This window comes from Methylomarinovum caldicuralii (genome assembly GCF_033126985.1).
Classification (GTDB): Bacteria; Pseudomonadota; Gammaproteobacteria; order Methylococcales; family Methylothermaceae; genus Methylohalobius; species Methylohalobius caldicuralii.
The window spans coordinates 1,851,483-1,873,824 of record NZ_AP024714.1 but is presented as its reverse complement, the minus strand read 5'-3'; the positions used below and the strand labels follow the sequence as shown (position 1 = coordinate 1,873,824).

Annotated in this window: 22 protein-coding genes, 1 tRNA gene and 1 pseudogene; 8 read left to right on the top strand and 16 right to left on the bottom strand. The window is 61.1% G+C overall.

Features of this window, described 5'->3' with window-relative positions; translation table 11 throughout:
- The first annotated feature begins 10 nt into the window (after positions 1-10).
- A complete protein-coding gene (locus tag MCIT9_RS09505; protein WP_317704654.1) occupies positions 11-178 on the top strand; it encodes a lasso RiPP family leader peptide-containing protein in 168 nt (55 codons plus the stop codon).
- A 16-nt stretch (positions 179-194) separates the two neighbouring features.
- Here the strand turns inward: MCIT9_RS09505 and MCIT9_RS09500 are convergent, their stop codons facing one another.
- The 4 genes from MCIT9_RS09500 to MCIT9_RS09485 all read right to left on the bottom strand — a co-directional run bounded on the left by MCIT9_RS09500 (position 195) and on the right by MCIT9_RS09485 (position 3,175).
- The gene (locus MCIT9_RS09500) at positions 195-884 is read right to left on the bottom strand and encodes a hypothetical protein (RefSeq protein WP_317704653.1); all 690 of its coding nucleotides are present in this window, start codon (positions 882-884) and stop codon (positions 195-197) included.
- A 164-nt stretch (positions 885-1,048) separates the two neighbouring features.
- The gene (locus tag MCIT9_RS09495; RefSeq protein ID WP_317704652.1) at positions 1,049-1,327 is read right to left on the bottom strand and encodes a PqqD family protein; all 279 of its coding nucleotides are present in this window, start codon (positions 1,325-1,327) and stop codon (positions 1,049-1,051) included.
- Positions 1,324-2,073: a peptidase M10A and M12B matrixin and adamalysin gene (locus MCIT9_RS09490; protein ID WP_317704651.1), complete on the bottom strand. Its 750-nt coding sequence runs from the start codon at positions 2,071-2,073 to the stop codon at positions 1,324-1,326. Before MCIT9_RS09490 ends, MCIT9_RS09495 begins: the two co-directional genes overlap by 4 nt.
- 229 nt (positions 2,074-2,302) lie before the next feature.
- Complete coding sequence (locus MCIT9_RS09485; protein WP_317704650.1) at positions 2,303-3,175, bottom strand: hypothetical protein; 873 nt, start codon at positions 3,173-3,175, stop codon at positions 2,303-2,305.
- On the opposite strand from MCIT9_RS09485, the gene tnpC reads away from it, so the two are divergent.
- Positions 3,174-4,634: an IS66 family transposase gene (gene tnpC / locus MCIT9_RS09480; RefSeq protein WP_317704534.1), complete on the top strand. Its 1,461-nt coding sequence runs from the start codon at positions 3,174-3,176 to the stop codon at positions 4,632-4,634. The genes MCIT9_RS09485 and tnpC overlap by 2 nt on opposite strands.
- An 84-nt stretch (positions 4,635-4,718) precedes the next feature.
- On the opposite strand, the pseudogene MCIT9_RS09475 reads toward tnpC, so the two are convergent.
- The 10 genes and pseudogenes from MCIT9_RS09475 to MCIT9_RS09430 form a co-directional block, all read right to left on the bottom strand.
- A pseudogene (locus MCIT9_RS09475) lies at positions 4,719-5,153 on the bottom strand (O-antigen ligase family protein); the annotation flags it as partial.
- 742 nt (positions 5,154-5,895) lie between these two features.
- Positions 5,896-6,372: a VanZ family protein gene (locus MCIT9_RS09470; RefSeq protein WP_317704649.1), complete on the bottom strand. Its 477-nt coding sequence runs from the start codon at positions 6,370-6,372 to the stop codon at positions 5,896-5,898.
- 32 nt (positions 6,373-6,404) lie between these two features.
- Positions 6,405-6,803, bottom strand: coding sequence for a lasso peptide biosynthesis B2 protein (locus tag MCIT9_RS09465; protein WP_317704648.1), 399 nt, complete (start codon positions 6,801-6,803; stop codon positions 6,405-6,407).
- Positions 6,800-8,455: an ABC transporter ATP-binding protein gene (locus tag MCIT9_RS09460; RefSeq protein ID WP_317704647.1), complete on the bottom strand. Its 1,656-nt coding sequence runs from the start codon at positions 8,453-8,455 to the stop codon at positions 6,800-6,802. Before MCIT9_RS09460 ends, MCIT9_RS09465 begins: the two co-directional genes overlap by 4 nt.
- A complete protein-coding gene (locus MCIT9_RS09455) occupies positions 8,456-9,148 on the bottom strand; it encodes a tyrosine-protein phosphatase (protein WP_317706729.1) in 693 nt (230 codons plus the stop codon). It abuts the gene before it with no gap.
- Positions 9,149-9,186: 38 nt separating this feature from the next.
- Positions 9,187-11,436, bottom strand: coding sequence for a GumC family protein (locus MCIT9_RS09450; protein WP_317704646.1), 2,250 nt, complete (start codon positions 11,434-11,436; stop codon positions 9,187-9,189).
- Positions 11,437-11,496: 60 nt separating this feature from the next.
- Positions 11,497-12,033: a polysaccharide biosynthesis/export family protein gene (locus MCIT9_RS09445; RefSeq protein ID WP_317704645.1), complete on the bottom strand. Its 537-nt coding sequence runs from the start codon at positions 12,031-12,033 to the stop codon at positions 11,497-11,499.
- On the bottom strand, positions 12,017-13,216 hold the full coding sequence (locus tag MCIT9_RS09440) for an outer membrane beta-barrel protein (RefSeq protein WP_317704644.1): 1,200 nt from the start codon (positions 13,214-13,216) through the stop codon (positions 12,017-12,019). The genes MCIT9_RS09445 and MCIT9_RS09440 overlap by 17 nt, the downstream gene beginning before the upstream one ends.
- A gap of 55 nt (positions 13,217-13,271) precedes the next feature.
- The gene (locus MCIT9_RS09435; protein ID WP_317704643.1) at positions 13,272-14,393 is read right to left on the bottom strand and encodes an aminotransferase class V-fold PLP-dependent enzyme; all 1,122 of its coding nucleotides are present in this window, start codon (positions 14,391-14,393) and stop codon (positions 13,272-13,274) included.
- The gene (locus tag MCIT9_RS09430; protein WP_317704642.1) at positions 14,390-15,889 is read right to left on the bottom strand and encodes a sodium-dependent transporter; all 1,500 of its coding nucleotides are present in this window, start codon (positions 15,887-15,889) and stop codon (positions 14,390-14,392) included. The genes MCIT9_RS09435 and MCIT9_RS09430 overlap by 4 nt, the downstream gene beginning before the upstream one ends.
- A gap of 122 nt (positions 15,890-16,011) precedes the next feature.
- Between MCIT9_RS09430 and MCIT9_RS09425 the strand changes: the two genes are divergently transcribed.
- The 5 genes from MCIT9_RS09425 to MCIT9_RS09405 all read left to right on the top strand — a co-directional run bounded on the left by MCIT9_RS09425 (position 16,012) and on the right by MCIT9_RS09405 (position 19,538).
- Positions 16,012-16,239 (top strand): hypothetical protein, encoded by a 228-nt coding sequence (locus tag MCIT9_RS09425; protein ID WP_317704641.1) that lies wholly within the window; start codon positions 16,012-16,014, stop codon positions 16,237-16,239.
- A gap of 84 nt (positions 16,240-16,323) precedes the next feature.
- Positions 16,324-18,237 carry a molecular chaperone HtpG gene (gene htpG / locus MCIT9_RS09420; protein ID WP_317704640.1) on the top strand — a complete coding sequence of 638 codons (1,914 nt, stop codon included), beginning with the start codon at positions 16,324-16,326 and terminating at the stop codon, positions 18,235-18,237.
- Entirely contained in the window at positions 18,231-18,449 is a 219-nt protein-coding gene (locus MCIT9_RS09415) for a YgaP family membrane protein (RefSeq protein ID WP_317704639.1), read from the top strand. Before htpG ends, MCIT9_RS09415 begins: the two co-directional genes overlap by 7 nt.
- 83 nt (positions 18,450-18,532) lie before the next feature.
- A tRNA-Val gene (locus tag MCIT9_RS09410) sits at positions 18,533-18,607 on the top strand.
- A gap of 34 nt (positions 18,608-18,641) precedes the next feature.
- Positions 18,642-19,538, top strand: a complete 897-nt coding sequence (locus tag MCIT9_RS09405) for a DUF3014 domain-containing protein (RefSeq protein ID WP_317704638.1) — start codon at positions 18,642-18,644, stop codon at positions 19,536-19,538.
- Positions 19,539-19,568: 30 nt separating this feature from the next.
- Here MCIT9_RS09405 and MCIT9_RS13705 read toward each other — a convergent pair whose 3' ends face one another.
- Positions 19,569-19,685 (bottom strand): hypothetical protein, encoded by a 117-nt coding sequence (locus tag MCIT9_RS13705; RefSeq protein ID WP_422880210.1) that lies wholly within the window; start codon positions 19,683-19,685, stop codon positions 19,569-19,571.
- A gap of 23 nt (positions 19,686-19,708) precedes the next feature.
- Between MCIT9_RS13705 and MCIT9_RS09400 the strand changes: the two genes are divergently transcribed.
- Positions 19,709-19,885, top strand: coding sequence for a hypothetical protein (locus MCIT9_RS09400; protein ID WP_317704637.1), 177 nt, complete (start codon positions 19,709-19,711; stop codon positions 19,883-19,885).
- Positions 19,886-19,964: 79 nt separating this feature from the next.
- On the opposite strand, the gene lon is transcribed toward MCIT9_RS09400, so the two are convergent.
- Positions 19,965-22,340, bottom strand: a complete 2,376-nt coding sequence (gene lon / locus MCIT9_RS09395) for an endopeptidase La (protein WP_317704636.1) — start codon at positions 22,338-22,340, stop codon at positions 19,965-19,967.
- Positions 22,341-22,342: the final 2 nt, after the last annotated feature.

Here is a 22,342-nt window from a genome sequence, read left to right as displayed (position 1 = left end):
GGTATCGACGATGAATCAGCAAGAAAAGAAGCAGGCCTACCAACCCCCCAGGTTGACCGAGTATGGGGGGGTCTCCCATCTGACCCTGGGGCGCACCTCCATTCCCGCCGGCGGCCCGCCGGGGCCGGGTGGAATCGGCCCCGGCGGGGGGGGGGGCTTCCAGCCGCCTTCCCCCTAGAGGGGGCCCCCAATCTTCAGGAATCCCGTGCTTGCCGCGGGATTTCTTTTTGGATTGTCGCCATGCTTGCCGGGGCGATGGCATCCAGCGCGCGGCGGATGTTTTCCTGGATGCGGGGTGTCAGGGACTGGCGGTAAACCGGAAGATCACAGCTCAGGCGGCTGAGCGTCTGAAAGCGCAGGGCTTCGGCCTGGCGACTTGGAATCTGCAGGGGGAAGCTGTTGTTGAGCAGGCTGAAAAAGGCTTCCGCAGGTGAGAGCCGTCTGATTTCCCCGTTTCCCCGCTCCAGCACGATCATGGCGCCGGGACGGCGGGGGTGCGGGTCGGTCTGCAGCGGCAGGGCGAATTTACCGGGCCGGTAACGGTCGGGATGACGGGGGCGGCGGTGCCAGCCAAGGGTTTCGATGCTGTCCTGCCACAGGCGGATTTGGGGGATGCCGGGCTGGAGGGTCAGCCTTTCCGCCTTGATGATCAGTAGATCGTCGCTGAGCAGCTGCCAGCCCCGGGATGCCAGGGCGGCGACGTAGGTGGACTTGCCGGTGCCCTGGGGGGCGAGCACCGCGAGGGTGTAACCGCCGTAGGTGGCGGCGCTGCCGTGGAGACAGACGTAGCCGAGCCGGGGCAGCATTTCCAGCAGCAGGACGTTGAGGATGATCTGCCGGACGTCCTCCGCATCCAGTTGCGGATCGGGTTGGAAATGGATCATTCCGGCCTCCGGATCAAGCCAGGCCTGTCCGGTCGCCAGCCGGAGGATCACGCCATGGCCTGCGCCGCGACAGATCCGCAGATCCGTTTTTCCCCGGGCAGGGGGTAGTCCGAGATCGAAGTCGCTGGCCAGGTTCAGGCTGTAAAGCGAATGATGGTGGATTGTCATGAACCGGCGGGTTCGATCAGCCCCTTTTCAGTCATGTGCCGGATCAGCGCCTCAAGATCCTTTTCGGCCTGTTCCGGCGAAACCTCATAGTTTTCTAGAATCCATTCCAGACATTCGCCCAGGCTGTCGCCTTGCTTCAACATCTGCCAGATCCGGGTTCCCAGATCATCGAGGCCGTAATAATAACCGTCCTCCAGGTTGAGGAGGACGGTCTCGTTTTCCAGCTGCTGAAACAGCACGTAGTCGGGGATATGGTAACGCTGTTGCCGGTTCATGAGTTCGGACTCACTGAAATGTCTTTTACGTTCCAGCCGATATCGTCCAGGGCAGCCCAGTCCAGGTCGGTTAGCTGTTTGCGCTGGCCGTTGGCGATGGTGGGGTCCATGGCCGCTTCCTGAGTCTGGCCGTTGGCCGTGCTTTGGGTGCCCTCGGCCCAGTGGCCGCCGTCGCTGGTGAGGGGCACGTTGCCGCCATAGACATTGACGGCTTGGGTTCCGGTGAACCGGCCGTTCTGGATCTGGGCATTCCAGGAAGGCGCGGTGCCGATGCCCATGACGTGGCCGATCTCGTGCAGGGCGACCGAGTAAAAATCGTAGCCGCTGAACGATTCAGTGGTACTGGGATCGTTGTCGATATACCAGTTGTTGAAGGCGTTGTTGAAGGTGATGACCCCAAGCGCGGGTTCGAATTCATTGCTGGAGGCGGTTCTTGGAGGATTGTTGCCTTCGAACCAACTGGGACCGCCCTGGCCCAGAATGCCGGACCCCAGGTCCCGGGCGCCGAGATAGATGGTGACTGTGTCCCCGGGTGATGCGCTGACTTGCACCTGTTGGTTTGGGTCGGAAGGATTGTTAATGGAGATGCTGAAACCCGAGGTATCTGCCAGGGTATCGGTGATTTGGCTTTCGTAAACGGCGGCGGCGCTGTCGAGAATGTTCTGGATGGAGGCATCGAAAAAGGAACCACCGTAAGTGTAATCGAAAGCGATGTCGAAGGCGACAGCCGGTTGGGTCAGCGTCAAGCCCAGAAACATCATAGTTTGTCGTACGGATTTCATCATTGCCTCCAAACTCAACAAATTGGATCAGTTGGATAAATCTTCCAAGCAAATTAAATGCCGGATTTCTATGTCAATGATTTTTTTCAAATCATATCGGAATGGTCTGGTACCGGGCTTTTGCGTGTAAAAAAAACTGACATTCAAGGGTGTAAAAAAAACTGACATTCAAGGGTGTAAAAAAAACTGACATTCAAGGGGCATTGGGTTCTACAGTCCCGGCAGTTGTTTCTGAGCAGCGTCCAGCTGGAATTTTACTATCGAGCAGGTAGCGCCGGGTACGGTCCGGTTGCAGGCGCAGGTTGTGGTTCAGAACCGTGCACAGCAAAGTACGTTCCTTGGGTTTCAGATAAGGATACGCCGCGGTTAGGAGGCGGAGCAGGGACCATTGCAGCTTGGTTTCCCAGGGGGCCAGCCGGAAGGCATGGTGAACGGCTTGTCGAAACAGGGAACCCACCTGTCCCTGGTGCAGGTGGGCGGTGGCGATGGCCAGCCAGATCCTGGCGTCGGCAGGCTGTGCCGCCGCTGCACGGAGCAGCTGCTGCAGGGACACGCGGTCGATTTCCGGCTGCCGCCCGTTGGTGAAAGCGTGCCGCCAATGGTTGAGGCGGGCCAGGTTGACCAGTGCCCAGGCGTTGTCCGGGGCAAGGGAAACGGCTTTTTGTTGCAGGTGGTATGTTTGCCGCCATTCGTTCCAGGGAGGGGGGGAGGTGGCCTGCCAGCTTTGTACCTTGGCAAAGGATTCGTTGCTGATGTAATCGGAGGCCGACAGGCGGAAGGCCAGCACCTGCAGAACGATCAGGGTGGGGAGGAGGACCGCCCATGACAGGCGGGGCAGGTCGGCTGACGGTTTGGCCGAAGCGGGGGTGGCGCAGACCCAGGCCAGTGCCAGCATGAGGGTGAACAGGACCGTATTGGCGGGTATCTGCAGGCTGAAATCCACGGTGGCATGCAGCAGCATCATCAGGATCGCGGTAAGCGAGGCCAGCGCCAGGGCCCGTTTCCAGGGATGGTACCCGTTCACGGTCTTGCCAAGTGCCTGAAGATTCAGGAGAATGCGGGCCATGGAAAGACTTGATCTGGACCTGAGCCGCCCACCTCCCTTGCCCGGGACGGTGGAGGAATGCCACCGGGTGATCGAAGCGCTTTGGCGGGCGCTGGGAGAATTTCAGCAGATCCAGGCGCGAGTGGAAGAACTGGAGGAACAGTTGGCCTTGGGGTCCGACAATTCCTCCCAACCACCTTCCCAGGACAGCACGAAGAAGCGCGCCGAGCGCAAGGGCAAGCGACCGACGGGACGCAAGAAAGGGGCGCAGGTGGGACATCCCAGGCACGAGCGGGCTCTGGTTCCGGCAGAAGCAGTGGACGAGGTCCGGCATTACTTTCCCCATGGCCGCTGCGAGTGCGGTGGGTCGGTGGCGGTGCGGGGATTCCGTCCCCATCAGGTGTTCGACCTGCCCGAGATTCGTTACCGGGTGGTCGAACACCGGGTGTATGAAGGCCGCTGTGGGTGTTGTGGTGAGAAGCACCAGGGGCGGCTACCGGATGAGGTTCCCCGCGGCCAGATGGGACCTGGGCTGGTGGCGTGGATTGGCTTGATGACGGGGCGCTATCACCTGTCGCTGCGGGAAGTCGAAGCGCTGCTGGAAGAACAATGGGGTCTGAAATTCAGCCTGGGGGCGATCAGCCAGAGCCAGATCCCGCTGCAGGCGTGGCTGGGTCCGGTCTACAACCAGATTGGCGAGGCGGTCAGAAAAGCGCTGATCGCCCATGCCGACGAGACCCGCCACTACCGGGGCCGCAGCATCTATTGGCTGTGGGCGCTGACGACCGATCAGATGGCGTATTTCCTGACCCATTATTCCCGCGGCAAGGGTGCGGCCGGTGAGCTGTTGGGGGATTTCCAGGGGATCCTGGTGACCGACCGCCACGGGGCCTACAACGACCATCCCCAGGACTCACACCAATACTGCTGGGCGCATCTCATCCGCAACCTGGAACGGATCGCCGGGCGCAAGGGACAGGCCGGCGAAGATGGCGAACGCCTGCTCCGGGCCGCCCGCCTGACGGTTCACTACGGCAAGCTCTGGCAACAGAGCCATTACCCATCCGACCGCTACCGAAGGCGATTGGAACGCCTCAAAGCCCTCTTCCGGCGCGAACTGGAACAGGCCGCCCAAAGACATGGCGACAACAAAACCGGTCGCAGCTGCCGCAAGTTGTTGGACGATTTTCCCAGGTTCTGGACCTTCCTGGACCATCCCGGGGTACCGATGACCAACAACACGGCAGAGCGTGCCCTACGCCCCTATGTCATCTGGCGCAAGACCAGTTTCTTCAGCCAGTCGCATCGCGGTGACTGCTTCCGACCCATGATCCTGTCGCTGGTCGAAACCTGCAAGCGCCTCAAGATCGGCGTCTATCAGACCCTGCGGACCATCTGCGCCCAGGGCATGGCAGAGGGCGAGGTCACCTTCCGCCTGCCCCTGCCGGAACCTCAACCACTTCCAGTGGCAAGCCCGTGAACGGTAACAGGGATGGCGGCTGCGCCGGAAGGCGATCCAGCTTTGCCGCAGGGAAAGGATGACCAGTGATCCAAGAATCACCATGCCGGTCAAGCCGGCCTCGGCGGCCAGTTCCAGATAGTCGTTGTGGGCATGGTCGTAAAATCCTTTGACATCCCCCTGTTTGTAGTGTGGCAGGAGGATGGCATAGGTGCCGAGGCCGGAGCCGGTCCAGAGGAAATCCTGCCAGTAGTGCAGGGTGTCGCGGGCGATCTCGTCACGTCCTTCGGTGGCTGGCGAGGTCTGTTCCATCCGTTGGGCGACCCGTTCCAGACCCACCAGAGAGCCGATGATGAAAACATCCAAGAGGATCATGCTGGCAAGCAGGATCAGGATGGCCGGTCGGGTCGGGCGGGGCCAGTGGATAAAGGCCAGGACTCCTGCCAGGTGCAGTCCGAGAAAAAAAACGGTGTTGCCCATGCGGGATCGCGAAGTGACAATACCGACGGCGATGCACAAAAGGGCGATGCGCAGCCACATCTTGCCGCTCATCAACCAGTTCAACAGATTACGCCAACCCAAGGAGACCGGCCGCTGTTTGTCCTCCAATTGGGCCAGAATCGCAGCCACGGCCACCAGGTCGGCTATCGCCAGATAATTGGCAAAATGGTTACGGTTGACGAAAGTGCCGGTGGCGGTGCCGACATAGGCGAACTTTTTGGTCAGAAACCCGAGTTCCAGCCCGGTGAGCGTCATCGCTGTTCCATACACCGCCTGTAGGGCGGCGCTGACGGTGATGACGGCGGCCAGCAGGCGTAAGCGGCGCCGGGAGTTGACCAGAACGAGGGTCAGCAAGAACCAGGCGGCGTAGCACAGGCTTTTGAGCCATTGGACGAGCGTATCGTGGGGAGAAAGGGACAGGGGCGCCCAGCGGGCGGCTGCCAGCGGGGGAAGATGCTGCAATTCAGCGGTCTTGGGTGCCAGTCGGAAAAGCAGTTCGGGGGGCAGGGGAAGAAGCTGGGTCAATCCCCAGGCCAGCCATATTCCCCAAAGCCACAAGGCGGGTTTTGCGGTCCGGATCGCGGCAGGCAGAGGGTGGCGGTGTCGCAGCTGCTGCCACAGCCAGACCTGAAGCAGAAAAAAAGTGAGTATCTCCAGCAGGCCCCAGGCTTCGGGGCGGTTGCTGGCACGGGGGAGGGGGACCCACACGAACAGGCCGAGGAAGCAATAGAACAACCAGGCGGGTGGGTGGCGGTGACTACCCGTCATGGCGACGGGCTTGTCAGGCATTCGGTCGTTGGCGGCTGGAGTTTTTCAACCGCCTGAGTTCAATGAACATTGCCGCTACTAAGATCCCCGCCAGATCGCGTTCGAAATCCGACCATGCCGGCATGCGTTCTATTGCGAAGAACTGCAGTATCTCGGTCGAGGCGGCGAACAGGGTGATGCTGAGCAGACAGATCGCCATGCGTCCATGGCTGGGCAATTTCCACAAGGCCGCCAATGTCAAAATAAAAAACACGAAGGTATGGCCCAATTTGCTGGGAGGGAAGCGGCCGAAGAAGAAATCCCGGGGATGAAATTTCGTCTCCCTGGGGCCGAAGATCATGGCGTTGACATGACGTTCCAGGTGAAGCATCCGGGACTGGATTTTTTGGTCCAGGTGACTTTTGACTGGACCTGGCATGGTGATGCCAATGAGCGTCAAAGCGACGATCAAGGCGATCACCAGAACATGAAGTTTGTCTTTGGCATTCATCGGTAGCGGAGTGATCCTGGAAGTTGAGTTGCTCAATTTCTCCTATCATCGTGGCGGGTCCGTAAAGGGTGATAGCGTTTGGCATTCATTGGATCGTCGTCCACGATCCGCCCATCGACCTCGACCCAGGCATGGGCTCTGATACCTTTTTCTTCCTTGTGGACCCCGATCCGCAATACCGCCGGATGACCATGGCGTTTCAGAAAATGTTGCAGCGCAATGCTCCTGGGGAGGCAGGTGGGACGGTAAAGATGATGGGCGGCGGCGATCTGAAAGCAGCGTACCAGGACATCCAGGGGGCGGGGCTGCCCCCGGGATGCCGGGGGGGGGAACGGCCGCCGGCGGAAGCGGGCCAGCAGCAACCGCCCCCAGGCCTCGGCAATCCAGGGGGCATGGCGCAAAACAAAGCGCAGTTTCTGCGCTCTCCTCATGGTTTTCCCATTTGAAACACCCGATCGGCCACTTCCAGGCTATGGGGGCGATGGCTGATGAGAATCACGGTTTTTTTGGCGAAGTGCTCCCGTGCCGCCTGGAGAAAACGGTGTTCCCCTTTGGGGTCGAACTGGGAAGTGGCCTCGTCCAATATCAAAATCGGCGCATCCTTGATCAGTGCCCGGGCCAGGGCGACGCGCTGACGCTGCCCTCCGGACAATCGTACTCCATCGGGACCGATTTCCGTCTCGCCCCCTTTGGGCAGCGAGGCGATCAACGCATCCAGTTGGGCGACCTCACAGGCGGCTTCCAGTTGCCTGCGATCCGCTTCCGGATTGCCATACAGGATGTTGGCGAACAGGGTGTCGTGGAACAGGCGGGTGTGCTGGCCGGCATAGGCGATTTGTTGGCGGACGCTTGCCGGGCTGCACGCAGCCAGGTTGCGGCCGTTGATGGTAATGATGCCGCTGTCAGGATCGTAGAAGCGCAGCAACAGGGCCATCAGGGTGCTTTTACCGCTGCCGTTGGGACCGATGAGGGCAACCGTGGTTCCCGCCTCGATAGGGAGTGTCAGGTCATTCAGGATCGGTGCCTGACCGGGATAGGCGAAGGATACCCGGTTAAAGAGAATATCGCCCTCGGCGTCCCGGTGGCGGAGCCGGTAACCCTGGTGTCTCTCCGCTGGGGTTTCCAGGATCGCATTCAGCCGGCGGGCGGCGGCGCTGGCCTGCTGCAATTTGCCATAGATGCCGCTTAGGGAATTGAGGGGGTAGAACAGCAGCAGGGCATACATCAGAAAGCTGAATTGCTGAGCCGTATTTAGCCGTCCGTTGACCGTTTCCAGGGCGCTCCAGGAAACGGCTGCCACCAGGGTGGCGGCGATGGCGCTCTGGATCGCCAGGGTGAATAATGCCTGCCCGATGACATAACGGCGACTGCGCTGAAAGACCTGCTGTAAGCAATCGCGGAAACGAACGTTTTCGAAATCTTCCCGGTGAAAGGCTTTGATTTCCTGAATGCGGGCAAGATTGTCGCGCGCGCAGGCGAGGGCCTCGTCGTAGCTGGTAAGGATCTGATCGGCCAGCCGGTGCAGTTTTCCTCCGAACCACCGGCTGATTCCATAACCTGTTGGTAGCAACAGGGCCAATGCCAGTCCCGGGAGGGGGGCCAAAGCGGTCAGTATGCCGGTGATCGCCAGTAAAAGCAGCGTATGAGGCAACAGGGGGGGGAGCGTGAGCGCCAGGAAACCAGCGACATGGGCAGCCTCATGGTGGAGCAGCACGCTGAGATCGCGTCGTGAATGTTGATGGAAAAAGCCCAGGGGCAATGACAGCAAATGGGCATGAATCTTTTCTTGCAACCGGGCCAGAAGGTTTTCGTGGGCTGTGCCGGTGAGGCAGGTGGCGAAGAAACTCAGCAGGTTTCGGATCAGGAGCAGCGATAGGAACAGGGTAAGGGTTTGCCAGGGTATGCTGTCTGTTTGAGGCTGCAGTAAGTCATCGGTGATGCGTCCGGCGATCCAGGGGGCGGCCAGGAGTGCCCCCTGGGCAATGCCTTGCAGCCCGACTCCCAGGGCGATGTACGGCCATACCGGACGCAGAAAGGGAATCCAGTGTCGTAAAGGGCCAAGGCGCATTATCGAACGGGACATTCACGCGCACACGGAAGACAGCAACCGGGCGGGGTTGTCGCTTACCAAACGTTTGGCTGCGGTTTCTCCGATCAGGTCAGTGGCGACGGCAAGTCCGTGGCGCAGCCCCGGAGGGCGCCGTTGAAGATTGTGACAGTCGCTGGCCAGAAAGTGGACCTGACCTGCTTGTAGAAAGACCCTGGCTGCTTCATAAGTCCGGGCACCGAAGGTTCCGGTCAGGCTGGCCGCCGTGACCTGGACCAGGCAGCCGGCATCGACGAAGGCTTCGAGTTTTCCCGGATCGGTTTGCAGAGGGCGCAGGCGTTCCGGATGCGCCAGAATCGGGCGGACACCCTGTCGGGTCAGCCAGTGAATCAGATTGATCGTGCCATGGGGAATCCGCTCGAAGGGAAGTTCCAGAAGAAAGGCGGGGTCCCCTTCCCATTGGCCGCAACAGGGCAGGGCGTTTTGCTGGACCAGCGTCAGGATATGCGGGCCTATATGCACTTCGGCGGCCAAATGGACCTCGATGGCCAGCCCGTGCTGGATGACCTGTTGCCGGAAAGCCTGAAAACGCTGTTGCAGCTCCGGCCATGGCAAATCGAAGGGGGGGCGTCCCAGGTGGGGGGTCAGCCATTGAATCCCGATTCCTTCCCTTTGGCTCATTTCAAGCATGGCCAGCGCATCTTCCGCTGTGGACGCTCCATCGTCCACACCGGGGAAGTATGTGGCTATGAATGTCAATCAGTTGTTCAGGCACTGCTAGAAGGGGCAACCTGGCCGTACTGGTAATCTCCGTAGGTCTCACCGTAGTAGCCGTGATAGCCGTAATAGGCGGCTTTTTCCAGATCCAACTGGTTGAGAACGATGCCGGTCGGCCGCTTTTCCACGGTCTGTAATCGTTTCAGGGCGGCCATCACTGAGTTGATCGGTGTATCGTCGGCCTTGACGACCATGGCGATGGCATCGCTCATGCGTGCGATGACCAACGGATCGCTGACCGCGTTGATGGGTGGGGTATCGAAGACAATGTGGGTGAAACGTTGTTTCAGTTTTGCCACCAGCTCCTGGAAGGCATGGGACGACAGCGCCTCGAGGGGGTGTGGCGGGATCATGCCGGCAGCCAAATAATAAAGGTTGCCTTCCTGCCTGTCCTGAATCAGAACCTCTTCCAACCGGGCCTCCCCCAGAAGGACCTCGGTCAGGCCTTTGGGGGATTTGGTGATAATTTCCCCCAGCCTGGGTTTGCGCAAATCGGTTTCCAATAACAAGGTGGTGTCCAGCCTGGCGAAGGCCGTGGCCAAATTGCATGCCAACGTGGTTTTTCCTTCGTTGGGTACGGAGGAAGTAATCATGATGGTCTGTGGGGGGCGGTCAAGATTGGAAAACAATACCCCGGTTCTTATGTAGTTGACAGCTTCGACAAACTTATGAGGCTGCCCATTCAGATAAACATGTTCTGGAGGCGAGCCATGCAATTCTTTGCTGTCGAGCAGGGGGGTGACGCCGAGCAGTGGCAGCCCGATTTTTTTCTCGACGTCTTCTTCCGTTTTGACCGTATTGTCCAGATATTCCCTCAGGAATGCGATCAATACCCCCAGGAATCCCCCCAGTACAGAGCCGATAAAGAGAATCTGGGCTTTCTTCGGCTTGAATGGCCTTAGGGCCGGGTGTGCCTTTTCTATGACGGTAATGTTAGGAAGGTTGTAATTGTGCTGGGCTTCCAGCTGGCGGGCTTTCTCCAACAAGTTTTCATAAAGTTCCCGTTGGGTTTTAACGTCGCGTTCCAGTTGGGCTAGCTTGAAGCTTTTGTCCTGATAGCGGATGATGGTATTTTCCTGGTCCGCGATCAATTGTTTCAATTCCCGCTCCCGCGCCCGCGCCACTTCCAGTTCCTTGCGCAGATTGGCGGCAATCTTGTCGATTTCCTGACGCAGGGCTTTACGGGCTTCCTCGAGGGCGGAATTGGCCGCGATCATTTTGGGGTGTTTGGGGCCGTAGCGCTCCGACATTTCGCGGACCGCCTGCAGGCGCTGGACTAACTGGGCCTTGAGCTGTTCGATCACCCGGTTGTTGAGTACCGAACTGACGGACTCCAGACTGGTGCCGCTGTCGAGGATCGCCTTTACCTGACGGTAGCGAACTTCCAGTTCGCTTCGTTGCGCCTGGGCCCGAACCAATTCAGCTGACAGGGATGCCAGCTTGGTTGCTGCGATTTTTTGGGAATTTTCCGTATCGATAAGGTTTTCCTGGGCCTGGAAACGCTGCAAGGCTTCTTCGGAGGCTTTCAGTTTGTCCTGCACCTCCTTGAGCTGATCCTTGAGCCACTGAGTTGCCGATTGGGTGGTCTCCATTCGGGATTCCATCGAGAACTCGATGTAGGCCTGGGCGATGGCATTGGCGATCTGGGCGGCCAAAACCGGATCCGGGGCGGTGTATTCGACGGTGATGACAGCGCTTTCCTCATCTCCGGTCACCTTGAGATTGGAAAGCAGCAGATCGACGAAAGGCGCCAGAGGGTCCATTTCCCGGATGTTTGCTCCCTTTTTTCCCCGTGTTTCCGGCAACCAGGCTTTGGGAATCCAGGCGCGCCAGTCGATTTTGGGCAGCTCAAACAGTTTTTTGCGATCGGCACCGGTAAAGGTCGGGTTATGGACCAGATCCAGCTTGCGAATGACCTTTTCGGCGATGGCTCGGCTGGCGATCAGTTCGTATTGGGTCTTGTAAAACACCCACGCCGTGTTGACCGACTGGTAAGGACCGACCTGGTCGGCAACGCGCTGCATGACCGGTTCGGCGATGAGCCGGACACGGGACTTGTAAAGGGGTTGCGCGTTGAAGGCAATCAGAAAAGCGATGAAGAGTCCCAGCAGAACGAAGGCAAGGATGCCCCATTTGTGGCGTTTGAGAATCAGCCAGTAGTCGAGGAGGTTGATTTCTTCCTCGTCGTCTGGAATGGGATGGGGCAATAAGGCGGTGTTCGGCTGGGTGTCGGCGGGCAATGGCGTCAATTTCGGGACCGGATGCTGCATAGGGCAATCTGCGCTTAAAGTGTGGTTGAATCAAAAGAAACTTTGGCCGATGGTGACGATGTCACCTGGGTGCAATGGGGTTTGCATGTCTGCATCGATCTCTTTTCGGCCTTTCTCCCGCTTCAGGGTGATGGTGCTTTTGGAGGCCCTGGGCGTCAGGCCTCCGGCCATGGCAATGGCTTTTTCCACCGTCAGGCCTTTCTCATAAGGGTAGGCTCCCGGTTTTCTGACCTCGCCGCGGATATAAATGTTGCGAAAGCGCCTGATGGAGACGGTGACGATGGGTTTATTCAGGTAGCCGTCTGCAAGGCGCCGTTCGATCTCCTTCTCGATCGCTTTGGTGGTGAGCCCGGCAACCTTGACATCCCCGATCAGAGGAAACGAGAGTATGCCGTTTGGATTGATCGGCACTTCATCGAAGCTGAGATCCGGTTCTCCAAATACCCGGATGGTCAGTACATCGCCGGGGGCGACCTGATAACTTTCGTCGTTTTCCTCTGCCAGCAGCATCGGGTCGAGCAAAAAAAAGGCGACAAGAAAACCAAGGACTTTAAGGGTTACGGGCATATTCTGGCAGTATCTGAACATGGAAGCTTATGGTGTTTGCGGCATAGTCACTAAGCCGCAAAGACGAATTACGGATGTCATGGCTGTATCCCAGACCGAGATTCAGCCAGTGCAGCATTGCATAGTTTATCTCAAGCCCGAATCTAAGGAAACGATCCTGCCGTTCCGGGCCGAACCTGTTGAAACTGTAGTCATCCTTTTCGTAAGCCGCGCTGGTTTGGATGCGGATGCGCTCGGTTGGTTCGTGTTGCAGGGTCAGGCCGATCCTGTTGGCGAGGAAAAAAGCGCTGGCAGTGCTGCCCAATTGGGGCATACGTTCGGCCCTCAGGGTGACTCTGGAATAAGTCCTGGGCTGCCAGTTGATCGAAATGCGAGCGCCAAATCCAGAAAAAGGCTTGAAGAACCGCTGGTCCTTGGGGGTACTGCGGAGGTAGCCCAGAAGGATCTCGCCCTGGGTGACGGCGCTGATTTCCCAGCTGGCCCCCTGGAAGACGTGCCATTGATCGGAATCCTGGTCGAAGGCTTTGTTCATCTGGAAATCGTTGATCTGGTACTGGAATTCGGTTACGAGCCAGGTCTTTGGCAGCACATGATAGAGCCAGGTGGCGGTGCCGGTGTGTTGGTTTCTGTCGGAGAATTCGCGCTGATTGTTCTGGAATCTTCGGGTGGCCTCCTCATAGGCCAGTTGCAGCTGGGCTGTGGCGATCCGGCGACCGTAGGTAAATTGGGCACGGAAGCGATTATCGTGCCAGCGGTTGGGTTTTGGTGGGGCGAACACCTGAGTCCCCGATATACCGGGTTGATCGTGCCCGATTTTGTAACGATCGCTCAGCTCCAGGGCCATTTTTTCCGTGGGATGAAGGCCGAAGCCGATGGACAGGGTGTGGTCCATGTAATCCTGCTCGTCCAGCACGCGATAGACCCCGTAGTTCCCCTGGTAGCGTGCATTGAGATCATAAACGACTGTGCCTGCTTTCCAGTGTAGCATAGGACGGGCCTGGAACACGGTGTCGGCTTTTTCCTGCTTCTCGCTGCGGAAGACATTGTCCAGCCAGGCATAGCCGACCCGCAACGCCGGATAGAATCCGGGGGTCAGCTGCTGCGTCTCAATCGCCAGGCCGTCCAAGGAGGCCAGCCAAAGCAGAACAAACAGGCAGATGCGCCGATAAAAATTGATGAACACCGGGCAGTTGTGAGGTTGTTGAGGGGCTTCTTTATATCCTGCGGAAGAAATGCCGTTATCGCAAACTTAGTGTAGTCTGCGACAAGGCCCGGTCCAACTGGCCTGTGTCGTTGTGAAAATGCGGCGAGAAGCGGATGCCCCCACCCCGCAGGGCGCAGATCACCTTCCGGCGGCGCAGCTGTTCGAAAAGCCGTGCCGGATCGCCCTGGCGGGGGCGGAAGGTGACGATGCCGGCGTGGCGGTCTGACGGGGTGAGCAGCTCCAGATCCGGGTCGGCCTGGATGCGTTCGATCAGCCAGGCGGCGTTGGCCAGCACCTGGCGTTCCACCGTTTCCATGCCGGTTTCCTGCAGCAGCGCCAGGCTGGCCTCCAGGGCGAAGATGCCGAGCATGTTGGGGCTGCCGCACTCGAAGCGGCGGGCGCTTGCGGCTGGCCGCCAGTCGCGGCGGTCGTAGTCGCCGGCGTGCTCCACCATGTGCCAGCCGTATTCCAGCAGTTGCAGGCGGTCGCGGGCTTCGGGCATGGTGTAGAACAGCCCCAGCCCTTCCGGGGCCAGCAGCCATTTGTGGCCGTCGGCCATGACGAAATCGGCCTGCCAGGCCTGGACGTCCGCCCGCAGGGCGCCCAGGCTCTGGATGGCATCGACGCAGAACAGGAGGCCGCGGCGGCGGCAGAATTCCCCGATGCGCTCCAGGTCCATGCGCCGTCCCGTGGCGTACTGCACCGAGCTGACGGTGAGCAGGCGGGTGCGCCGGTCCACCAGCGCGAACAGGGCCTCCTCTGCAGTTTTGCCGGCGGCAAGATCGGCCTGGCGCAGTTCCACCCCCCGGCTCCGCAGCGCCTCCCAGGGAATGCGGTTGGAGGGGAATTCCTCGTTGCTGGTGACCACGTTGTCGCCTTCGCGCCAGACCAGTCCCATGGCGACGAAGGAGATGGCCTCGGAGGTGTTTTTCACCAGGGCGATGTCGTCGCTGGAGGGGGCGTTGAGAAGCGCCTTGAGGCGCCGGCGCAGGCGGGCTTCCACCTGAAGCCATGCGGGATAGCACGCCGCCCCCTGGCGGGCGTTTTCCTCCGCGAAGGCGGCGACGGCGGCCTGGGTCCGCCTGGGCCAGGGACCCACGCCGGCGTGGTTGAGGTAGATCAGGTCGGGGTCGAGCGCGAAGGCCGGGTGGCTCATGTCAGCCTCCGCCCGCGGCGGCGGTGGTTTTCGGTGCGCCAGGGTCGGTTGGCGAGGACGAATGCTAAAGCCAGGTTGGCCAGCAGCCAGTCGCGGCCGATGAGGATCAGCGCCACCCAGGAATAGCCCCCGTAAGGTTCGGTGACGTCCTGATACAGATCTCCGGCGAGAATCAACAGCAGCACCAGGGGGACGAAGAACTTGATCAGCCCGTCCCAGTAAGCCCCGAGGCGGAACGATGAGATCCGGTTGACGTGCTCGCGCAGTAGCGGCAGCCGGAAGAACCAGCCGATGACGAGGCATTCCAGCACCCCCACCAGCACCAGACCGTAGTGGGTGAGGAAATGATCGACGATGTCGAGCCACAGCAGGCCGGCGCGGGTGGAAAAGACGATGGAGCCGAGAAGGCCGAGGATGCAGACCCCGGTCGTCAGTGGCCCCCGCGGGGCGTCGAACTTGTCCACCACCGCCGAGACGAAGGCCTCGATGATCGACACCGCCGACGACAGCCCCGCCACTACCAGGCACAGGAAGAACACCGCCCCGAACAGGTTGCCGCCGGGCATCAGCGACATCGCCTTGGGATAGGCGACGAAGGCCAGGCCGATGCTCTTGGTCACCACCTCGGCCAGCGGCTTGCCCTCGGCGCTGGCCATGAAGCCGAGCACGGCGAACACGGCGATGCCGGCGAACAGGGAGTAGCCGCAGTTGATGAAGGCGGTCAGCAGGGCGTTGCCGGTGATGTCGGCCTTGTCGGGCAGGTAGCTGGCATAAGCGATCATGATGCCGAAGCCCAGGCTCAGGGTGAAGAAGATCTGGCTGTAGGCGTCGATCCACACCTTGGGGTTGGCGAGCTTGGAGAAGTCGGGCGTGACGTAGGCTTTCAGGCCGGTCAGGGCCCCGTCCAGGGTCAGGGACCAGAACACCAGGATGGCGGTCAGCCCCAGCAGGGTGGGCATGAGGATCTTGCTGGCCAGTTCGATGCCCCGTTGCACGCCCCGATAGACGATCCACCAGCTTGAGAACCAGACGGCGATCAGGCCGTAGAGGATGGGGGTGCGGATCTCGCCCAGGTCCGCGGGGGAGTCGGACACCTGCAGGAAGCGTTTGAAGAAGAAGGCGTTGGGATCGTCCCCCCAGGCGAGACGGAAGCTGTAGAAGAAATAATCCAGGCACCAGGCGATCACCACGCTGTAGTACAGCATAATGCCGAACAGGGTCAGGCACACCGCCCACCAGCCGAGCCATTCCCAGCGCCGGCCGATCTTGGCGTAGGCCAGGGGGGCCGAGCCGATGCGTTCGTGGCCGATGGCGTATTCCAGAATCAGCAGCGGGATGCCGGCGGTCAGCAGCGCGGTGAGGTAGGGAATCAGGAAGGCGCCGCCGCCGTGTTCGTAGGCCAGATAGCTGAAGCGCCAGATGTTGCCCAGGCCGATGGCTGAGCCCACCGCCGCCATCAGAAAGCCCCACTCGCTTTTCCACTGTTCCCGCGCCATGACCCTTCCTTTCGTCCAAAACCCGAAACTTTACGGGAAAAGCTGTTGTCCGATCAAGCAGTTGACTTGGAAAAACCGCAGGCGTACAGTGCTGGTGTTGACCTTTATTAGAGGTAAGACCGATGTACGAGTTCTTCGAGGCTTTCAACACCTACGCCGCCAGCCATCCGGAAGTTCTCAAGGTCATGCACGTGCTGTTCTGGTTGCGCTGGTGGTTGCTCGTCGCCCTGATCGGCACTTTCATCTATCTGATGTGGGCCGACCGCCGCCGCTATCTGGCCGAGCAGCGCCGCAGGGACCTGCTGCTCGGGCGGGAGCCGGTATCCGGGCGTAGTCGTTTCATCGCTTGAAAACATCGTAAATCGTCCCCATAGGAAATCGACGGCCCGCATGCGGGCCGTCGTCGTTTGTCAGCGGAGGAAACGGACAGAATCATGAGCGAAACCCTGCAGAATCCGGAAACCATCGGCTTTCAGGCCGAAGCCCGTCAGGTCCTGGACCTGATGATCCATTCCCTGTACAGCAACAAGGAAGTCTTTCTGCGCGAGCTGATTTCCAACGCCGCCGACGCGGCCGAGAAGCTGCGCTTCCTGGCTTTGGGCAACGAAGGGCTGTACGAGGGCGACAGCGATCTGAAGATCTGGATCGACGTCGACAAGAACGCCCGCACCCTGACGGTGCGCGACAACGGCATCGGCATGACCCGTCAGGAGGTCGTCGACCACATCGGCACCATCGCCCGTTCCGGCACCCGCAAGTTCCTGGAGTCGCTCACCGGCGATCAGGCCAAGGACAGCCAGCTCATCGGCCAGTTCGGGGTCGGGTTCTATTCCGCCTTCATCGTCGCCGACCGGGTGACCCTGGAAACCCGCAAGGCCGGGGTGCCGGCGGAGGAGGGAGTGCGCTGGGAATCCGACGGCCGGGGGGAATACCGGATCGCCACCGTCACCCGGCCGCGGCGGGGGACGGCGGTGACCCTGCATCTGCGCGAGGGCGAGGACGAGTTTCTCGATCCGGTGCGCCTGCGCCAGCTGATCCGCAAGTTCTCCGACCACATCCCCATCCCCATCGTCATGAAGAAGGAAAGCGGCGCCGGCGAGGAGGTGGTCAACAAAGCCTCGGCCCTGTGGACCCGTCCCCGCGACGAGGTCCGCCCGGAGGAGTACGAGGAATTCTACAAGCACGTGGCCCACGACTTCGAAGGGCCGTTGGCTTGGCTCCACAGCCGGGTGGAGGGCACCAGCGACGAATACACCCTGCTGCTATACCTTCCCAAGCGCGCTCCCTTCGACCTGTGGGACCGGGAGCCCGCCCACGGAGTGAAGCTGTACGTGCGCCGAGTCTTCATCATGGAGGATCCGAAGCTGATGCCGCGTTATCTGCGCTTTGTCCGCGGCATCATCGATTCCGACAGCCTGCCCCTCAACGTCTCCCGCGAAATCCTGCAGGAGAACCGGGCCCTGGAGCGGATCCGCGCCGGGGCCGTGAAGAAGGTCCTGGGGCTGTTGGAGGATCTGGCCAAAAACGAGCCGGACAAGTACCGTACCTTCTGGCAGCAGTTCGGCACCGTGCTCAAGGAGGGGATCATCGAGGACCCGAAAAACCGCGACCGCATCGCCAGGCTGCTGCGCTTTGCCTCCACCCGGGACGAGAGCGGGGAAGTCTCCCTGGCCGACTACGTGGCGCGGATGAAGGAAGGCCAGGAAAAGATCCACTACCTGGTGGCGGAGAACGCGCAGGCGGCCAAAAACAGCCCCCATCTGGAAGTGTTCCGCCACAAGGACATCGAGGTGCTGCTGCTGTGGGAGCCGGTGGACGAGTGGCTGGTGGCCCATCTGACCGAGTTCGAGGGCAAGCCGCTGCAGTCGGTGGCCAAGGGCGAACTGGACCTGGGCCGGCTGGCCGATGACAACGAGAAAAAGGCTCAGGAAGTGGTGGCCCAGGCGTTTCAGGACACCCTGGACAGGATCCGCAAGGCTCTGGCCGGGCGGGTGGCCGACGTCAAGCTCAGCCAGCGCCTGACCGACTCGCCCGCCTGTCTGGTGCTGGACGCCTACGGCCTCAGCCGGCGCATGGAAAGCATCCTGAAAGCTTCGGGGCAGCTGGTGCCGGGTAATTCCAAACCGGTGCTGGAGATCAATCCCAAACACCCACTGGTCGAGCGCCTGCGGGATGAGCACGAGTCAAAACGTTTCGACGATCTGAGCCATTTGCTGTACGATCAGGCGGTGCTGGCCGAAGGCGGCCAGCTCGAAGATCCCGCGGCCTTCGTGCGGCGCTTCAACGCCCTGCTGCAGGAGGCCCTGGGACAAAAACAAGCAGAGACGGGAGGAGGTGAACCATGTTGAAACTGCAACCCAATATCGGCCGCAAGGACCGGCTGATCCGCATCATCGCCGGGGTCGCCATCGCCGGCGCCGGCCTGTATTTCAAGCAGTGGTGGGGGATACTCGGCCTGATTCCCATCGCCACCGCGGTGCTGCGCTGGTGTCCGGCCTACGTGCCCTTGAACATGGACACCCGCGAACCGGACGAGAAGCAGGAGGAATGCGCCGGCTGATGGCTGGCGGTGGCCAGGGAAGGCCGCCGTTTTGAAATAGCGCTTGCATAGGATGAAAAAATCCATAAAATAACCTGGACTTCAGGCGCGTAGCTCAGTGGGAGAGCACTGCCTTCACACGGCAGGGGTCGGCAGTTCAATCCTGCCCGCGCCTACCATTTCCCTCCCGCTTCTTCCCTCCCAGGATTCGCCATGACCGATCCATCCAAGATCGACCTGACACCGTCCCCCCTGCGCCGCATCCTCTGGTCCCTCGTCATGATCGCCCTGATCGCCGGCACGGGTTACGTGCTGTGGTGGGCTTATCAGCTCAAGCAGAAAGCGGTTCTGGACGAGGAAGAAGTGGCGGTGGTCGAACGACATCCTCCGGCGTCCGAAGCGAAATCCCCGGATCAGACGCCGCAGGAAGAAACCACCGGGGAGGAGGGCGCCGACGAGTTCGTCGCCCGCGCCGACACCTCGGTGGAATTCTCCCCGCCGCCGGCGGCGATCGAAGCCAGCGACGCCTGGCTTCGTAATGAACTTGCCAAGGTCAACCGCAATCCCCGCTTCAATCAGTGGTTGGCGGAAACCAACGATCTGCTGCGCAAGGCGGTGCTTCTGGCCAGCGAGGTTTCCCAGGGCAAGGTGCCGCGCAAGGCCTTCGCCTTCTGGGCGCCCGAAGACCCCTTCCGCGCCCGGGAAACGGGTGACGGGCAATACGTGATCGATCCGGCCAGCTATCACCGTTACGATCTGCTGGCGGCCGCTGTGGAAGCCTTCGACATGGAGCTGCTGTGGCGTTTGTACCAGCTCGCCGAGCCGCTGGTTGACCAGGTCTATGCCGAATTCGCCCCCCCGGGCAGCCGTTTCGAAGACACCCTGCTGAAGGCCGCCGAGCATCTGTTGCAGACGCCTCAGCCGCGCGGCGAGATCCGGCTGGTCAAGCCTTCGGTGATGTACAAGTTCGCCGATCCCAAGCTGGAGGCTTTAAGTCCGGCGCAGAAGCAATTGCTGCGGATGGGGCCGGTGAACGCCACCATCGTCAAGCATCAGCTGGGCCTGCTGCGGGGCCTGCTCCTGGCCGGATCGGAAAACAGGTCGGGTTAAGCCCCGTAAAGGGCGTAACCCGACCGGCCGTCAGCCCGCTTCCTTGGCCGCCTGGCGTTCCAGCTGGCGGATGAGATCCGGTTCCAGCCCGAGCGCTCCGGCAAGCGTATCGAGATACGCCCGTTCCTGTTCATTGGCGGTGTCGATGACCAGGCGGGAAACCAGATAGATTGCGCCGTGGTTTCCTTGGAATCGGCTTCGGCGGCGATCATGGCTTTGAGCAGGACCTGGCTGCGTTTCTCCGCTTCCTCGCCACTGAGTTGATCGACCGGTATGCCGGGTTCTTCCGGTTTGGTGGAGCGGCCGCCCAGCTTGGCTGCAAGTCCGACAAGCCGCCGGCCCAGTAGCGTGGTAATGAAAATCGGGGGTGAACCAGGCCCACCCCCGAATCAGTTTACATGACATTGCCAGGAAGATGCCGGATCGCTACGGCTTCAGCACCTCGGGCCCGATGGCCTCGACGATGGCCTGATCGACGTTCTCCAGCCAGACGAAGCGCAGTTTCTCCCGCGCTTCCTCGGGGATGTCCTCCCACTCTTTCTTGTTGCGGGCCGGCAACATCACGGTTTCGATGCCGGCCTGCAGCGCCGCCAGGACCTTTTCCTTGATGCCGCCCACCGGCAGCACCAGCCCGCGTAGGCTGATCTCGCCGGTCATGGCCACGTCCGGACGCACCGGCTTGTCGGTGAACAGGGAGACCAGGGCGACGAAGATCGCCACCCCCGCGCTGGGGCCGTCCTTGGGCGTGGCGCCGGCGGGAACGTGGACGTGGACGTCGCATTCGCTGAACACCTTGGGGTCGATCCCCATCCTGTCGCTGCGGGCCTTGACCAGGGTCAGGGCGGCCTGGGCGCTCTCTTTCATCACGTCGCCCAGGTGGCCGGTGAGGATCAGCTTGCCGTTGCCCGGGGTTTTGGTGGCTTCGATGAAGAGGATGTCACCGCCGACCGGGGTCCAGGCCAGGCCGGTGGCCACCCCCGGCACGCTGGTGCGCATCGCCACCTCGTTCTCGTAACGGGGCGGTCCGAGGATCTTCTGGATGTCGTCGGCATCGATGCGGATGTGGTCCGCCTTGCCCTCGGCGATCTGCACCGCGGCCCAGCGGAACACCGCGCCGATCTCCCGCTCCAGATTGCGCACCCCGGCCTCGCGGGTGTAATGCCGGATGATGGTGCGGATGGCTTCAGCGGTGATTTCCACCTGCTCCGGCTTCAGCCCGCAGGCCTCCAGCTGGCGCCTGACAAGGTAGCGGCGGGCGATGTGGAGCTTGTCGGTTTCGGTGTAGCCCGGAATCTCGATGAGCTCCATGCGGTCGAGAAGTGGCCGCGGGATGGTATCGAGCACGTTGGCGGTGCAGATGAACATCACCTTGCTGAGGTCGAAGGGCACGCCCAGGTAGTTGTCCACGAAGCTGGCGTTCTGCTCCGGGTCGAGCACCTCGAGCAGGGCGGCGGCCGGATCGCCGTGGAAAGCGCCCATGCCGAGCTTGTCGATCTCGTCGAGCATCATCACGCAGTTCCTGGCGCCGGCTTTGCGGATCGCCTGGATGATCTTGCCGGGCATGGCGCCGATGTAAGTACGGCGGTGGCCGCGGATTTCGGCCTCGTCATGGACGCCCCCTAAGGCGACGCGCACGAACTTGCGCCCGGTGGCCTTGGCGATGGACTGGCCCAGGGAGGTCTTGCCGACGCCCGGGGGGCCCACGAAGCACAGGATCGGCCCCTTGCCCTGGGGATTGAGCTTGCGCACCGCCAGGTATTCGAGAATGCGGCGTTTGACCTTCTCCAGGTCGTGGTGGTCTTCGTCGAGGATGCGCCGGGCCGCCTTGATGTCGAGCTTCTCCTCGGTCTCCTTCGACCAGGGCAGCTCGATGAGCCACTCCAGATAGGTGCGCAGCATGCCGTATTCGGCCTGGGACTCGTGCATCCGTTCCAGGCGCTTGAGTTCCTTGAGGGCGTGTTCCTTGACCTCCTCGGGCATGCCGGCTTCTTCGATGGCCTGGCGCAATTCCTCGATATCGGCGCCTTCCTCCTCCTCGCCCAGTTCCCTCTGGATGGTCTTGAGCTGTTCGCGCAGCAGGTATTCGCGCTGGCGCTCGTCCATGGTCTTCTTGGTGCGCTCGGAGAGCTCTTTCGACAGCTTCAGCACCTCCAGACGGTGCGCGACGTGGTCGAGGAGCTTGTCGAGGCGCTCGGCGACGTCGAGGGTCTCCAGCAGCTTCTGCTTTTCTTCGGCCTCGATGTCGATGAAGGCGGCGATCATATCCGCCAGCGTCGCCGGGTCGGTGATCTGCTGGACCGCGTTGACCAGCTCCGAGGGCGCCTGGGGCATCAGTTCCAGCAGTTCGCCGATCAATTCCTTGAGACGCACCATGCGCGCCTCCACCTCGGGCCGCTGGCTTTCCTCCGCCTCTGTGGACGTGATCGGTTCGATTTCGGCCACCAGGAAGGGATAGCCTTCCTTGAATTCTTTGACCCGGAAGCGTTCTTCCCCCTGCACCACGATGTGGTGGGTACCGTCGGGGCCGGTGACGTAACGCAGGATGGTGGCGGTGGTGCCGACGGGATGCAGGTCGCTGGGCATCGGGTTGTCGATGCCGGGGTCCTTCTGCAGCAACAGCCCCACCGGCTGTTCTGCCTTGAGCGCCTGTTGGGCCGCGGCGATGGAGCGGTCGCGGCCAATGCTCAGGGGGATGATGACCCCGGGAAACAGTACCACGTTGCGTACCGGAATGATGGGGACGGTGCCCTCGGGCAGTTGGAGTGGGGCCTTTTCGGTGTTCTGGTTCTGCGTTTCGCTCATAA